General features: G+C 69.0%; 12 protein-coding genes. 7 read left to right on the top strand and 5 right to left on the bottom strand.

Annotated features, from left to right (window positions below; genetic code table 11):
* Positions 1-48: 48 nt before the first annotated feature.
* Positions 49-1,875 (top strand): phosphoenolpyruvate carboxykinase (GTP), encoded by a 1,827-nt coding sequence (locus ABQE93_RS02925; protein WP_448405765.1) that lies wholly within the window; start codon positions 49-51, stop codon positions 1,873-1,875.
* Between the two features lie 25 nt (positions 1,876-1,900).
* Here ABQE93_RS02925 and ABQE93_RS02920 read toward each other — a convergent pair whose 3' ends face one another.
* A complete protein-coding gene (locus ABQE93_RS02920; protein ID WP_448405764.1) occupies positions 1,901-3,499 on the bottom strand; it encodes a GMC family oxidoreductase in 1,599 nt (532 codons plus the stop codon).
* A gap of 144 nt (positions 3,500-3,643) precedes the next feature.
* Here ABQE93_RS02920 and fadD4 point away from each other — a divergent pair, with 144 nt between their 5' ends.
* Complete coding sequence (gene fadD4, locus ABQE93_RS02915; protein ID WP_448405763.1) at positions 3,644-5,170, top strand: fatty-acid--CoA ligase FadD4; 1,527 nt, start codon at positions 3,644-3,646, stop codon at positions 5,168-5,170.
* Complete coding sequence (locus ABQE93_RS02910; protein WP_448405762.1) at positions 5,167-6,060, top strand: enoyl-CoA hydratase/isomerase family protein; 894 nt, start codon at positions 5,167-5,169, stop codon at positions 6,058-6,060. The genes fadD4 and ABQE93_RS02910 overlap by 4 nt, the downstream gene beginning before the upstream one ends.
* 50 nt (positions 6,061-6,110) lie before the next feature.
* On the opposite strand, the gene ABQE93_RS02905 is transcribed toward ABQE93_RS02910, so the two are convergent.
* Both ABQE93_RS02905 and ABQE93_RS02900 read right to left on the bottom strand, forming a co-directional pair.
* Positions 6,111-6,860: a GntR family transcriptional regulator gene (locus ABQE93_RS02905; RefSeq protein ID WP_448405761.1), complete on the bottom strand. Its 750-nt coding sequence runs from the start codon at positions 6,858-6,860 to the stop codon at positions 6,111-6,113.
* The gene (locus ABQE93_RS02900; RefSeq protein WP_448405760.1) at positions 6,861-8,021 is read right to left on the bottom strand and encodes an acyl-CoA dehydrogenase family protein; all 1,161 of its coding nucleotides are present in this window, start codon (positions 8,019-8,021) and stop codon (positions 6,861-6,863) included.
* A 21-nt stretch (positions 8,022-8,042) separates the two neighbouring features.
* On the opposite strand from ABQE93_RS02900, the gene ABQE93_RS02895 reads away from it, so the two are divergent.
* From ABQE93_RS02895 to ABQE93_RS02885, 3 genes are read left to right on the top strand one after another with little or no spacing between them, the layout of a single operon-like run.
* On the top strand, positions 8,043-9,035 hold the full coding sequence (locus ABQE93_RS02895; RefSeq protein WP_448405759.1) for a MaoC family dehydratase: 993 nt from the start codon (positions 8,043-8,045) through the stop codon (positions 9,033-9,035).
* Positions 9,036-9,087: 52 nt separating this feature from the next.
* Positions 9,088-10,203, top strand: coding sequence for a CoA transferase (locus ABQE93_RS02890; RefSeq protein WP_448405758.1), 1,116 nt, complete (start codon positions 9,088-9,090; stop codon positions 10,201-10,203).
* On the top strand, positions 10,197-11,501 hold the full coding sequence (locus ABQE93_RS02885; protein WP_448405757.1) for an amidohydrolase family protein: 1,305 nt from the start codon (positions 10,197-10,199) through the stop codon (positions 11,499-11,501). Before ABQE93_RS02890 ends, ABQE93_RS02885 begins: the two co-directional genes overlap by 7 nt.
* A gap of 1 nt (position 11,502) precedes the next feature.
* Here ABQE93_RS02885 and ABQE93_RS02880 read toward each other — a convergent pair whose 3' ends face one another.
* Positions 11,503-12,429, bottom strand: coding sequence for an alpha/beta hydrolase (locus ABQE93_RS02880; protein WP_448405756.1), 927 nt, complete (start codon positions 12,427-12,429; stop codon positions 11,503-11,505).
* 73 nt (positions 12,430-12,502) lie between these two features.
* Here ABQE93_RS02880 and ABQE93_RS02875 point away from each other — a divergent pair, with 73 nt between their 5' ends.
* Positions 12,503-13,570, top strand: a complete 1,068-nt coding sequence (locus tag ABQE93_RS02875) for a helix-turn-helix transcriptional regulator (protein ID WP_448405755.1) — start codon at positions 12,503-12,505, stop codon at positions 13,568-13,570.
* Here the strand turns inward: ABQE93_RS02875 and ABQE93_RS02870 are convergent.
* Positions 13,467-14,687 carry a flavin-containing monooxygenase gene (locus ABQE93_RS02870; RefSeq protein WP_448405754.1) on the bottom strand — a complete coding sequence of 407 codons (1,221 nt, stop codon included), beginning with the start codon at positions 14,685-14,687 and terminating at the stop codon, positions 13,467-13,469. The genes ABQE93_RS02875 and ABQE93_RS02870 overlap by 104 nt on opposite strands.
* Positions 14,688-14,782: the final 95 nt, after the last annotated feature.

Genomic DNA, 14,782 nt, shown 5'->3' with positions numbered 1-14,782 from the left:
CGCTCTCGGTGCGTACGTCCTGGCAGAAACCGTACACAGGAGATTTTGATGACCTCAGCGACTATTCCGGGTCTGGATACTGCACCGACGAAGCACAAAGGGCTGCTGGCCTGGGTCCAGGAGGTCGCAGAGTTGACGCAGCCCGATCGGGTGGTCTTCACCGACGGCTCCGACGAGGAGAACGCACGGTTGTGCGACGAGCTTGTGGCGGCGGGCACCTTCACCAAACTCAACGAGGAGAAGAAGCCCAACTCCTACCTGGCGTTGTCCGACCCCTCCGACGTGGCGCGTGTCGAGTCCCGCACCTACATCTGCACTGAGCGCGAGATCGACGCCGGTCCGACCAACAATTGGATGGATCCGTCGCAGATGCGCGCCACCATGACCGACCTGTACCGCGGCTGCATGCGCGGGCGCACCATGTACGTCATCCCGTTCTGTATGGGCCCGCTGGGCGCCGAGGACCCCAAGCTGGGCGTCGAGATCACCGACTCCGAGTACGTCGTCGTGTCGATGCGCACGATGACCCGGATGGGCAAGGCCGCGCTGGACAAGATCGGCGACGACGGCTTCTTCGTCAAGGCGCTGCACTCGATCGGCGCGCCGCTGGAACCCGGGCAGAAGGATGTGCCGTGGCCGTGTAACGACACCAAGTACATCAGCCACTTCCCGGAAACCCGCGAAATCTGGAGCTTCGGCTCGGGTTACGGCGGCAACGCGCTGCTCGGCAAGAAGTGCTACGCGCTGCGCATCGCGTCGGCGATCGCCCACGACGAGGGCTGGCTCGCCGAGCACATGCTGATCCTCAAGCTGATCTCGCCGGAGAACAAGTCCTACTTCGTCGCCGCGGCGTTCCCGTCGGCGTGCGGTAAGACCAACCTCGCGATGCTGCAGCCCACCCTGCCGGGCTGGCGCGCCGAGACCGTCGGCGACGACATCGCCTGGATGCGGTTCGGCAAGGACGGCCGGCTGTATGCCGTCAACCCCGAGTTCGGCTTCTTCGGGGTGGCGCCGGGCACCAACTGGTCGTCGAACCCGAACGCGATGACGACCATCGAGGCCGGCAACACCGTGTTCACCAACGTCGCGCTGACCGACGACAAGGACGTGTGGTGGGAGGGCCTCGAGGGCGACCCGCAGCACCTCATCGACTGGAAGGGCCGCGACTGGACTCCGGACTCCGAGGAGAAGGCCGCGCACCCGAACTCGCGCTACACCACCCCGATCTCGCAGTGCCCGACGCTGGCGCCCGAGTGGGACGACCCGCAGGGCGTGCCGATCTCGGCGATCCTGTTCGGCGGCCGGCGTAAGACCACGGTCCCGCTGGTCACCCAGGCCCGTGACTGGCAGCACGGCGTGTTCATCGGTGCCACGCTGGGCTCCGAGCAGACCGCGGCCGCCGAGGGCAAGGTCGGCACCGTGCGCCGCGACCCGATGGCGATGCTGCCGTTCCTCGGCTACAACGTCGGCGACTACTTCGCGCACTGGATCGACATCGGCAAGCAGTCCGACGAGTCGAAGATGCCGAAGATCTTCTTCGTCAACTGGTTCCGCCGCGGCGACGACGGCCGCTTCCTGTGGCCGGGCTTCGGCGAGAACAGCCGCGTGATGAAGTGGATCGTCGACCGCATCGAGCAGCGCGCCGGCGGGCGCACCACCCCGATCGGCACCGTGCCCAGCGCCGAGGACCTGGACCTGTCCGGCCTCGACGTCGACCCGGCCGACGTCGACGCCGCGCTGGAGGTCAACGTCGACGAGTGGCGCGAGGAACTCCCGCTGATCGAGGAGTGGTTCGAGTTCGTCGGCGAGAAGCTGCCGACCGGCATCAAGGACGAGTTCGACGCGCTCAAGCACCGCCTGAACGACGCGCAGTAGCCGTTTCCTGCACGGTGCGGCAGGGTTAGCCGTCGAGGATGAACTCGGCGGCGCGGCCCGCCCACGCCATCGTCGGGCCCATCAGGTTGCCGGAGATCATGGTCGGCTGGCTGGCGCAGTCGACGATGCGTAACCCGTCAATGCCGCGGACCCGGCAGCGGTCGTCGACGATGTCGTCGTCGTTCGGGCCCATCGCGCAGGTGCCGACGGCGTGGCTGCCGGTCGCGCCCGTCGCGGTGATACCCGCCAGGATCTCGTCATCGGATTGCATGTCCGGTCCTGGCCGGCTTTCGGCGCTGACCTTCTCGGCGATCGGCGACTGCTCGAACCACTCCCGCATGCGACGCAGCAGCGCGATGCTGGTTGCGCGGTCGTAGTCGGTGGCAAGGTAGTTGGCGTCGACGGCCAACGGCGCGTCCGGGTCGGCTGAGGTGATCCACACGCTGCCTTCCGATGTCGAGCGCAGCACCTCACCCATGCACGACACACCGCCGACGGACTCGATGCCCGCCGGGGCGTCGGGCCGCACCGAGCCCACCGACATCATCCGCACCAGGACCTGTCCGTCGACCCGGTCCGCCTCGGGTGTGGTCTTGAAGATCGCCATCACATCGCCGGTGGGGGTGGCCAGCGGTCCCTTGCGGGTGGCCAGGTACTTCAGCGCGGTCAGGCCCTTGGCCTTGGTGTTGCGCAGCAACCGGTTGTAGCCGATGTCGTCGGCCAGTTGATAGGTGTTGATGACGCAGAAGTGCTCGAGCATGCGACGCCCGACGTTGTCGCGCTCGAGGTACACCGGAACGCCGGCCGCGTCGAGCACCTCGCGCGGCCCAATCCCGGAGAGCTGCAACAGCTTCGGTGACTCCAGCGCACCCAGCGCCAGGATCAGCTCGCGGCGCGGCCGCAGCTGGCTGGTGTTGCCGTCGCTGCGGACCTCGACGCCGGCTGCGCGCCCGTTCTCGAAGATCAGCCGGTGGGCCTTGGTATTCAGCGCCAGGTGCAGGTTGGGCCGCGTGCGCACCGGCCGCAGGAACGCCTTGGCGGCGGTGACGCGGGCGCCGCGGCGGATCGTGGCCATGGCGGGGCCGACGCGCTCGTCGTCGTTCTCGTTGTAATCGGCTACGCTGCGCAGCCCGAGCTTCACGCCGGCGTCGATCAGGTCGAAGACCAGCTGGTCGGGGTCGCGGGGGGTGGTGATCGGCAGTTCGCCGCCCGCGCCGCGCGTCGGCGACGCGCCGAGCTGGTGGTCCTCGAAGGCACGGTAGACGGGCAGGATGTCGTCCCAGCCCCAGCCGGTGTTGCCGCGGCGCACCAACTCGTCGTAGTCCTCGCGGTCGCCGCGGTTGTAGACCAGCCCGTTGATCGCGGTGGAGCCGCCGAGCACTTTGCCCCGCGGCCAGGTCTCGGTGCGGTTCTCGGGTCCGAACGGCGCCAGCTGATAGCTCCAGGAGTACTTGTCGTTGCCGAACAGCGCGGCGCTGATCATCGGCACATGGATATAGGGGTTGCGGTCGCGCCCACCGGCTTCGACCAACAGCACCTGGTTGGCGGGATCCGCCGACAGCCGGTTGGCCAGCACACATCCCGCCGCGCCTGCTCCGAGGATGACGTAGTCGTACTCGGCCATGGGGTGGCCGTCCTTTCATCGTTTGCTGCCCGTGTTCGCGTCGCCCCCGGTCCGCGCCAGCAAACAGGTTACGGTAGCGGAGCCGCACCCGACGCCCGAGACCCTCTTGACACCCGTCAAGTCTGTTCGTCGTAAAGTCTCTACATGCAGATCCGCGAACATGCCGAGGCCACGCCCGACAAGCCCGCCGTCATCATGCATCCCAGCGCCGCGGTGGTGACGTTCGCCGAGCTGGAGGCGCGCGCCAACCAGCTTGCCCACCACTTCCGGCAGGCCGGGCTGGTGGAAGGCGATGCCGTGGCCGTGCTGATGGAGAACAACGAGCACCTGCACGCGGTGATGTGGGCGGCGCGGCGCAGCGGCCTGTACTACGCGGTGATCAACACGCACCTCACCGCGGTCGAGGCGGCCTACATCATCGACAACTGCGGCGCCAAGGCGATCGTCGGCTCGGCGGCGCTGCGCACGCTGTGCGAGGGGTTGGGCGAGCACTTGCCCAACGGTCTGCCGGAGCTGCTGATGATCGCCGACGGCGACCTCGACGGCTGGCAGCGCTACCCCGTAAACGTTGCCCACCAACCCAGCACACCCATCGCCGACGAGATCGAAGGCGACCTGCTGCAGTACTCGTCGGGAACCACCGGACGGCCCAAGGGGATTCGGCGTGAGCTGCCCCATGTGCACCCGTCGGAATCACCGAACTTTTTGTCCGCACTGCTGATGGCGATCCAGATGGATAGCGACTCGGTGTATCTGAGCCCGGCGCCGCTGTATCACACCGCGCCGTGTCTGTGGACGATGTCCGCGCAGGCGATGGGGGTGACGACCGTGGTGATGTCGAAGTTCGAGCCCGAGTCGGCACTGCAGGCCATCGAGAAGTACCGGGTCACCAGCGGGCAGTTCGTGCCGGCGATGTTCATCCGGATGCTCAGACTGCCTGAGTCGGTGCGCAATTCCTACGACGTCTCCAGCATCAAGCGGGTGGTGCACGCGGCGGCGCCGTGCCCGGTCGACATCAAGATGCAGATGATCGACTGGTGGGGTCCCGTCATCGACGAGTACTACTCGTCGTCTGAAGGCGCCGGGATCACGTTCATCACCGCCGAAGAGTGGCTCAAACGGCCGGGTTCGGTCGGTCGACCGCTGCTGGGCGAGGCGCATGTCCTCGACGAAAACGGCGACGAGGTGCCGCCCGGCCAGGAAGGCCAGATCTACTTCGCCGTGCCCGGTATGCAGTTCGTCTACCACAAGGATCCGGAGAAGACGGCCGAGTCCCGGGACCAACGAGGTTGGGTCACCGTGGGCGACGTCGGATATCTCGACGAGGACGGCTACATGTTCCTCACCGACCGCAAGCACCACATGATCATCTCCGGCGGGGTGAACATTTATCCGCAGGAGGCCGAGAACCTGTTGGTCACCCATCCCAAGGTGATGGACGCCGCGGTGTTCGGTGTTCCCGACGACGAGATGGGACAACGCGTGCACGGCGTCGTGCAGACCGTCGACCCGGCCGACGCCACCGAGGAATTCGCCGAGGAGTTGCTGGCCTGGCTGCGAGATCGGTTGGCGCACTACAAGTGTCCGCGAGCCATCACGTTCGAGGCGCAGCTGCCGCGCACCGAGACCGGCAAGATGCTCAAACGAGAGCTGGTCGAAAAGTACTCGTGACCGCCAAGAGCACAGTCGAGCTCGCCGGCGGCATCGTCGTCGCGGCCGGAACACCCTGTGACGACGCGACATTCACGCTGTCCGAGGAAGACACCGAGGACCGCCGGGTCATCACCGTGGAATCGGTGTCCGACGCGCTCGACGAGATCGACGGGCGCTGTGCGCGATGGCCGCAGGCGGCCGCCGTGTGCGACGACGTGCTGCGCAGCCTCGATCCCGCAGCGCCCGCGTTCGGCGGCGTCATCACCGAGTCCCTGGCCTACTCGACACTGCAGTCGGGTCCCGAGTTCGCGCGCTGGCTCGCCGAACGCGGGCCCGCCCGCCCGGTGACCCTCCCCGACCCGGTGCAGGCCGAGCGCATCGACGACAAGCTGTACGTGCGGTTCAACCGCCCGCAACGGCACAACGCCTTCTCCACCGACGCCCGCGCCGCGCTGCTGGAAGCCCTCGAGGTCGCCCGCCTCGACCCGTCGGTGCGCGAGGTGATCCTGTCGGGCAACGGCCCGTCGTTCTGCAGCGGAGGCGATCTCGCCGAGTTCGGCACCTTCGACGATCCGGCCAGCGCGCACCTGGCCCGCACCCGGCACAGCCCGGCGCTGGTGCTGGCCGAACTGACTGCCCGCCTTGGGGTTCGGTGCCGCGCCGAGGTGCACGGTCAAGTGCTGGGCAGCGGGCTGGAGATGGCGGCGTTCTGCGGCCGGGTGCAATCACGCGCCGACACCGCGTTCGGCCTGCCCGAGTTGAGCCTCGGCCTGATCCCCGGCGCCGGCGGCACCGTGAGCATCACCCGGCGCATCGGCCGGTGGCGCACCGCGTATCTGGTGTTGTCTGGCCGGCGCATCGACCCGCCGACCGCCCTGCGATGGGGTTTGATCGACGCCATCGTGTGATTTCGGTGCGCTAACCATCGCTCAGCGCTTGTTCGCGCACCCAAATCGCCTCAACCGGAGCGGCGTAGCGTCACCCGGTAGGTGTACTGCTCGGGCAGAAAGTGGCTCACCGACAACTCCACGGGTCTCCCGGCGGCGTCGGAGTAGAGCCGGTCCACCCGCAGCATCGGATGGTCCGGCGCACAGCACACCGCGGCGGCGACGGCATCGTCGGCGGGGGCGACGGTGATCCACTGCGCCGCTTCGGCGATCGGCGCATCCAGGTGCGGCTCGAGCAGCCCGATCACGGTCTGGGTGCCCACCGCGCCGTCGGCAAGTTCGGGGGCACCGGAAAGCGCGGCCGCGGCCGACGGCACCAGGTGCACGGTCGTCGACACGAACGGCACGCCCGGATCGGCCCCGGGATCGGCGGCGTGCAGACGGCGAAACACCACCGAGAACACCACGTCGTCGTCGAGCCGCAACCGGCTGGCGGCATCGACGTCCACCCGCCTGCGCAGCCCCGACAGCACCTCCATGGTGGTGTCGTCGGACAGGCTCATCAGGTCCTCGATCGACCCGAGCTGGCGCAGGTAGCGTCGCCCCTGATCGCTGGCGTAGGTGCCCCGCCCCGGCACCCGGTACACCACCCCCTCGGCGACCAGGTCCTGAAAAGCCCGTCGCACCGTCTGCCGCGATAACCCGTGGGCGGCAACCAGTTCCGACTCGGTGGGCAGCCGGGCGCCGTCGCGGTAGCGGCCCGCGGCGATCTGCTCGCGCAGCTGTTCGCGCAGCGTCTGATACGCCGGAAGCGGCTTCACCTATATCCCGCCTCGGGCGATGAGTTGCCCGGCGATCACGTTGCGCTGGATCTCGTTGGTGCCCTCGCCGACGATCATCAGCGGCGCGTCGCGAAAGTACCGTTCGACGTCGAACTCGGTGGAATAGCCGTACCCGCCGTGAATCCGCACGGCGTTCAACGCGATCTCCATCGCCACCTCGGAGGCGAACAGCTTGGCCATACCCGCCTCCATATCGCAGCGTTCACCGCTGTCGTAGCGTTCGGCGGCATACCGGGTGAGTTGACGCGCGGCGGTCAGCTTGGTCGCCATATCGGCCAGGTAGTTGCCGATGGACTGGTGCTTCCAGATCGGCTGCCCGAAGCTCTCGCGCTCCTGGGCGTAGCGCAGTGAATCCTCCAGCGCCGCCGTCGCCACCCCGAGCGCGCGCGACGCCACCTGAATCCGGCCTGTCTCAAGGCCTTTCATCATCTGGGCGAAACCCTTGCCCGGCTCGCCGCCGAGGATCGCCGACGCGGGCACCCGGCAGTCCTCGAACGTCAGCTCACAGGACTCCACGCCCTTGTATCCGAGCTTGGGCAGATCACGCGAGACGATCAGACCCGTCGTGCCCGATTCGACCAGCACCACCGAGATGCCCTTGTGCTTCGGCGTGGCGGTGGGGTCGGTCTTGCACAGCAGCGCGATCAACCCCGACCGGCGCGCGTTGCTGATCCACGTCTTGGACCCGTTGATCGCCAGGCCCTCGCCGGGAGACCGCAGCGCCGTGGTCTTGATGTTCTGCAGGTCGCTGCCGCCGCCGGGTTCGGTCAGCGCCATCGTGGCACGCACCTCGCCCGTGGCCATCGCCGGCAGGTACCGCTGCTTCTGCTCATCGGTGCCGAACAGGTCGAGCAGTTTGGCCACCACGGTGTGCCCACCCATGGCGCCGGCCAGGCTCATCCAGCCTCGCGACAGTTCCTGCGTCACCTCGACGTAGCACGGCATCGACACCGGCGAGCCGCCGTAGGCCTCGGGGATCGCCAGACCGTAGATGCCGATTTGCTTCATCTGTTCGATCCACGCCTCGGGGTAGGTGTTGGCGTGCTCGACCTCGCGGACCTGGGGTTTGACGTCGCGGTCGATGAACGTGCGCACGGTCTCGACCAGCATCGTTTCTTCGGCATTCATAGGTACGGCCATATTGACACTTTGTGCGGCCCAATGCCAGCATGGGCAGCCGTGAGCGGCCCCTATTTTGACGATCTTCGCGTCGGTCAGGTCTTCGACACCGCGCCGTCGATGACGCTGACGCCCGGCGCGGCGGCCGTGCACCAGTCGATCCTCGGCGACCGGCTGCGCATGGCGCTGGACGCCGAACTGGCCACGGCGGTGACCGGGGCCACGGGGGCGCTGGCGCATCCCGCCCTGGTGTGCGACGTGGCGATCGGCCAGACGACCCTGGTCACCCAGCGCGTGAAGGCCAACCTGTTCTACCGCGGGCTGACGTTTCACCGCTTCCCGGTCATCGGCGACACGCTGTTCACCCGCACCGAGGTCGTCGGGCTCAAACAGAACTCCGCCAAACCCGGCCGCGCCCGCACCGGGCTGGCGGCGCTGCGGATGACGACGGTGGACGGCGTCGGCCGCCTGATCCTCGACTTCTACCGCTGCGCGATGCTGCCGCTACGCGACGGGGCCCCCGACACCGGCCACGCCGACGACCTGAGCGCGATCGGCGTCGTCGCACCCGACCTGCCCGACCCGACGGCCGACTGGAACGTCGAGGCCTACCGCGCCAAAGTGCCGGGTGCCCACTTCGACGCAGACATCGCGGGCACCGTGCTGCACAGCTCGGCCGACGTGGTCAGCAACGCCCCCGAGCTCGCCCGGCTGACGTTGAACATCGCTGCGACACACCATGATTACCGCAGCCCCGGTCAGCGGCTGGTGTACGGCGGCCACACCATCGGGCTGGCGCTGGCCCAAACCACCCGGCTGCTGCCCGATCTGGTGACGGTGCTGGCCTGGCGGTCCTGCGAGCACACCGGCCCGGTCCACGAGGGCGACACCCTCTACAGCGAGTTGCACGTCGAGGCGGCCGAACCGCTACCGGACGACCGCGGCGGCGTGTTGACGCTGCGGTCGCTGGTCTACGCGGTCGGTGAGCCAGACCGGCAGGTGCTCGACTGGCGGTTCACCGCGCTGCAGTTCTGACCCGAACCCGACCCTGCGCCGACGGCGGCTGAGGGGGCACCACAATGGAGGCGTGGCCTCTTTGGTCGTCCCGCGCGCCGTGCTCACCGGGGCACGGCGGGTCGCCGAGGCGTTCGGGCAGCTCACCGGTGTCGAGGTCGATGCCGCCGAACTGCTGGCCGGCCGGGCCACGGTGCTCGGTCTGACACCGAAGGGCCGCGTCTCCGCGGGCGGTGCCACCCACTTGATGCTCAGCCGCGACGGCTGGTGCGCGTTGACCCTGTCGCGTCCCGACGATGTGAATGCCGTTCCCGCGCTGGTGCAGTCCGATGCCGTCGACGACGATCCGTGGCCGGCCGTGCACCGCTGGGCCGCCGAGAACGACACCGCCGACGTCACCGAACGCGCGCGCATGCTGGGCCTTCCGGTCGCCGCGCTCGGCGAGACCCCGGCCGGATCGCCGCGGCACTATCCGTTCGGCGCGGCCACCACGCCGCGCGGACCCGGCGGTCTGCTGGTCGCCGACCTGTCGTCGATGTGGGCGGGCCCGCTGTGCGGACAGTTGCTGGCGCGCGCCGGGGCCACCGTGGTCAAGGTCGAAAGCGCCGCCCGCCCCGACGGCGCACGGTCCGGCCCGCCTGCGTTCTTCGACTGGATGAACGCCGGGAAACTGTCCTACGTCGCCGATCTCGACGAGCCCGCCGGCCTCAAGGCGTTGTTGTCGGCCGCCGACGTCGTGCTCGAATCATCGCGGCCGGCGGCGCTGAGCCGCCGCGGCCTCGGCCCGACCGATGTGGCGCCGCGCGACGGCCGAGTCTGGTTGCGGATCACCGGACACGGCACCGACGGTGAGCGCGCCAATTGGGTCGCGTTCGGTGACGACGCCGCGGTGTCGGGATGTCTGATCGCGGGCACCGTCGAGAACCCGCAGTTCTGCGGTGACGCCATCGCCGACCCGCTGACCGGGCTGCAGGCGGCGTTGACGGTCGCCGAATCGCTGCACGCCGGCGGCGGTGAGCTCATCGAGATGTCCATGGCCGCCGTCGCAGCCACCTACGCCGAACTGCCGTTCGACGGGGAAACCGAGTGCGCCGCCATGCCCCAACTCAGTGGCCGCGCCGCGCCCCTCGGCGCCGACAACGTCACCGTCGAGCAGATGCTGACCGAGCGGGGGGCGGCGCGGTGCTGATCCAACGGGCCTCGCTGCTCGACGGCTCCGTCGTCGACATCCGCGTCGCCGAACACATCGTCGAAATCGGCGAGCGGCTCGATCGCCGACGCGGCGAACAGGTTTACGACGCACAAGGTGGCACCGTCATCCCCGGTCTGCACGACCATCACGTGCACCTGCGGTCGGCGGCCGCAGCGCTGCGGTCGACGCGCGTCGGGCCCGGCGACGTGGCCACCCGTGCGGACCTCGCCAGCGTCCTGGCCGCGGCGGACGTCGGCGAGGACGGATGGATCCGGGCGGTCGGATACCACGAGGCGGTCGCCGGGCCGCTGGACCGCACGGCGCTCGACGACGTGGCCCCAGCGGTTCCGGTGCGCGTCCAACACCGCAGCGGGGTGCTGTGGACGCTGAACTCGGCCGGTCTTGAGCGGGTCGGGCTGCCCGACCACCCCGACGGCCGATTACCCAGCTCGGATCCGACCTGGGCGGAAAGCTTGCAGCGCAACGAATCCGGCCTGGCCGAGGTCAGCAGAACGCTGTGCGGGTACGGCGTCACCGGCGTCACCGACGCCACACCGGATCTCGGCGTCGACGATGTGGTGAAGTTGAACGTCGCGCACCGCCGCGGCGAACTGCGCCAGCGGGTGCACTGTTTGGCGCCCGGTAAGCGGATCTTGCACGACACCGACCTCGACCTCGACGAACTGACCGCATGGATCACCGCGCGGCACGCCGCCGGCGTCGCGATCGCCGTGCACTGTGTCACCGCCGCGCAACTGGTCCTGACCCTGTCGGCGTTGCAGACGGCGGGCACTCACCCAGGAGACCGCATCGAGCATGCGGCGGTCGTGCCCGACGACACCGTCGCGCAGGTCGCCGCGTGCGGCGTCACGGTGGTGACGCAGCCCAACTTCGTCTTCGAGCGCGGCGACCAGTACCTCGTCGACGTCCCTGCCGCCGAACACCACGAGCTGTGGCGGGTCGCCACGCTGTTGGATGCCGGTGTGCCGGTGGCGTTGTCCACCGATATGCCGTTCGGTGGCGGTGACCCCTGGCAGACAATGCGCGCCGCAGTGCGCCGGGCGACCGGCAGCGGCGCGGTGCTCGGCGCCGACGAAAGCGTCCGCGCGGCAACGGCGTTGAACATGTTCTTTGGCACGCCCGAGCGCCCCGGGGATCCGAGGACCGTCGACGTGGGTCAGCCGGCCGACCTGGTGGTGCTGTCCGCGCCGCCCGCCGCGGTGCTGCGCGAACTCGACGCCGCTATGGTGTCCGCCACGCTGATCGCCGGTGAGTTCGTGTTCGAACGCAGCTGAGTCACGCCGCCGCGGGCGTCAACGCTTGCCGTAGCATCGCGCACTGGCTGTTGAAGAACGCTTGCGACACAGCGGCCTTGGGGGCGATCCCGTCGAATCCGTGAAACGCGCCGTCGACGACCTCGACCTCGCAGGGCACGCCAGCGGCCTTCAGCCGTTCGGCGTAAGCCAGGTCCTCGTCGTGAAAAAGGTCCAGTGTCCCGACGCCGATCCAGGCGGGCGGCAGCCCACTGAGATCATCGCGGCGTGCGGGCACCGCCACGTCGGGATCCGCATCTCCTAGGTAGGCCGCCCACCCGAACTTGTTGCTCGTCTGGTTCCACAGCCGAAGGCCCGGATTGTCGAGATCGCGGCGGTCGCAGGTGCGGTCGTCGAGCATCGGGTACACCAGCAACTGCGCGGCCACCGGAACCTCGCCGCGGTCGCGGGCCATCAGCGCCAGCGCCGCAGCCAATCCGCCGCCCGCGCTGGCCCCGCCGATCGCCACCCGCGCCGGGTCCACCGAGGGCAGGGCCGCCAGCCACGTCAACGCCGAATAGCAGTCCTCCAGCGAGTCGGGATACGGGTGCTCGGGCGCCAACCGGTAGTCGACCGAGGCGACCGTGACACCGAGTTCGCGGGCGAAGCGGCGGCACAACACGTCGTCCTGGGCCGGGTGGCCGATGACGTATCCGCCGCCGTGGATCCACAACAGCGCCGCGCCCGGCGCGGACCCGCTGCCCGGCCGGAACAACCGCACCCCGACCCCCGACGGCAGGGTCAGCGCCTCGACGTCGCGCGGTACCCGCCGCCACAACGCGCGTGTCGCCATCCGGACGATGGGCAACGTCACCGGGGTGATGACCTGTTTCGGGATGAACCGCGCGGTACGGCGCAAGTCGGGATGAAAGTTCTGCTGGGCACGACGAGACGATCGGTTACGCGACACCCGATCAGTAAAGCCTCGACATCGCCACCGCGGCCGAGGAACATCGAAATCGATGGTGTCGGGCAACGCTGCAATGAGCCGCCTCGTAGAACGGGTGGCCCGCATCTGTGTCCGAGCCCAGGACCCGCTGGATCTGCTCGCCGAGGTGGCCGCCGCGGTTCGCGCCGAGATCCCGTACGTCGCCGCGGGCTGGCTGCTCACCGACCCGGACACCCTGCTGATCAACGGTGTCTACGCCGAAAACGTCAACCGCGCACAACATTTGCAGTTGATCGAATGTGAGCTGACCGAGGACGACGTCAACAAGTTCTTCGACTTGGCCGAGCGCGGGGTGGCAGCGGCATCGCTGAGCGAAGCGACCGGCGGCGACCTGAGCCGCAGCATCCGCTGGCGCCGGATCTACGAACCGAACGGATACGGCGACGAGATCCGCGGCGTGTTCCGCTCCGGTGGAGCGACCTGGGGCAATGTCTGTCTGACCCGCGCCGGCGACGACCCGTGGTTCTTGTCATCCGAGGTCGACGTCATCGCCCGGTTGTGCCCGCACATCGGCAACGGGATCCGGACCTGCCTGCTGCTCGCGCAACCGGCAGGCAGCGGTGACACCGCGTCCCCCGCGTTGGTCGTGCTGGCCGACGACGGCAGCGTCGACGCCGTCACCCCGCAGGCCGCCGAACTTCTCGGCCCGCTTGACGACGAGAAACTGCAACGCACGATCGTGCTGCACCAGGTCGCCCAGCGCGCCCGCGCGCTGGCCGACGGTGGGCAGGGTCCCGCAGCGATGGCCCGGGTGCAGGGCGCCTCGGGCAACTGGCTGGTGGTGCGCGGCGCGCGACTGGAAGTCGACGACGACCGGTCAGGCCGCACGGCGTTGGTTCTGGAACCCGCCAGCCGTGCCGATATCGCTCCGCTGCTGCTGCAGCTACACGACCTCACCCCGCGGGAAAAGGAGATCACCGCGCTGCTGCTGACCGGGATGCCCACCGCGGAGATTGCGCGCCGGGTGTGGATCACCACCGAAACCCTGCGCGGCCACGTCAAGTCGATCTTCGCCAAGCTGACGGTGAGCAGCCGTCCGGAACTGGCGGCGCTGCTGTCCAAGGAGCCGCAGGTCCGGCCGCCCCGGTTGGCCGATCGCTGACGCACTGCGCGGCAACTTCCTTGGCGACGCGGCGCGCGCAGTGCCCGACAAATCGCGTAAGCCCGGGCCGGAAAACGAAGCCCACGAAGCGCAGCCCTGGCAGCACCTCCGCGCCCCGGCCATCGCGCGGCATACCGCGGTCGTCGAGCACACCGAGGTGTCCGACGAGATCGGGCAGTCCGGTGCGGTAGCCGGTGGCCGCGATCACCGCGTCGACCGCCACGTTGGTGCCGTCGGCCAGCACCGCTCCGTCGCCGATGAGGCGGTTGACGGCCGCGACCACCGGGATCGAGCCGTCGCGAATCGCCTCGACGACTTCGCGGTCGACGATCGCCGTGCCGGCACCGCGGCGCCGAAGACCAGCCAGCGGCCCCTCGACGGGTTTGGCCAGGCCGCGGTCGCTGAGATCGCCGATGACCAAGCCTTGCAGCGCCATCAACATCGGGTCGACAAACCGTGAGGGCAGCTGTAAGAACAGCGGCAGCGGAAGGTCGCCGGGCAGTCCGCCCAGAACGCGCGGCAGAATGTTGGGCGGTGTCCGCACCGCCAGCAGCACGCGCGACGCACCGCCGCGGACAAGCTGGTAAGCAATCTCCAGACCCGTGGATCCCGCGCCCACCACCAGCACCCGCTGCCCGACGAAGGGGCGCGGATGGAGGTACTGGGCGGCATGAATGAGCTTGCCGCGGAATTCTTTTCGGCCATGCCACGGTGGAATAGCCGGGGTGTGGAACAGGCCGGTCGCGACGATGACATGTCGTGCGGTCAACGGTCCCCGGTTGGTGGTCAGCGCCCAGCCACCCGACGACACCGGGTCCAGTCGCGACACGGCCGTGTTGTGGCGCACCGGAACACGCCGCTGCTCGCCGTACTGCTGAAGGTAGGCCACGTACTGGTCGCGGCTCGGGAACCATCCGTGCGAACGGGGAAACGGTGCCCCAGGCAACGCCGAATACCAGCGGGAAGTGTTGAACCTCAACGCGTCGTACCGACCGGCCCACGCCGCACCGGTGCAGGCGCCGCGCTCCAGCACGGTGACAGCCACTCGGTGCCGTCGAAGCTCGGCCGCACATGCCAGCCCGGCCGGACCGCTGCCGATGACGAGGGCGTCGTCCACATCCTCAGCGTGAGCGCGCGCGCGGCCGTCTGCCATCCCGCAACTGGGGGGTTTTGTGGTCGGTGCACCGGGCGCACCGTTCGACTCCCGTATTC

It is taken from the genome of Mycolicibacterium sp. XJ662, from assembly GCF_053484035.1.
This window is presented reverse-complemented; position numbering and strand designations above follow the sequence as displayed.

Excerpts from the sequence above, each read along its gene's own strand:
- ABQE93_RS02925 (WP_448405765.1), top strand. The coding sequence starts at position 49 with ATGACCTCAGCGACTATTCCGGGTCTGGATACTGCACCGACGAAGCAC.
- ABQE93_RS02920 (WP_448405764.1), bottom strand. The coding sequence starts at position 3,499 with ATGGCCGAGTACGACTACGTCATCCTCGGAGCAGGCGCGGCGGGATGT.
- fadD4 (WP_448405763.1), top strand. The coding sequence starts at position 3,644 with ATGCAGATCCGCGAACATGCCGAGGCCACGCCCGACAAGCCCGCCGTC.
- ABQE93_RS02900 (WP_448405760.1), bottom strand. The coding sequence starts at position 8,021 with ATGGCCGTACCTATGAATGCCGAAGAAACGATGCTGGTCGAGACCGTG.
- ABQE93_RS02895 (WP_448405759.1), top strand. The coding sequence starts at position 8,043 with ATGCCAGCATGGGCAGCCGTGAGCGGCCCCTATTTTGACGATCTTCGC.
- ABQE93_RS02875 (WP_448405755.1), top strand. The coding sequence starts at position 12,503 with ATGAGCCGCCTCGTAGAACGGGTGGCCCGCATCTGTGTCCGAGCCCAG.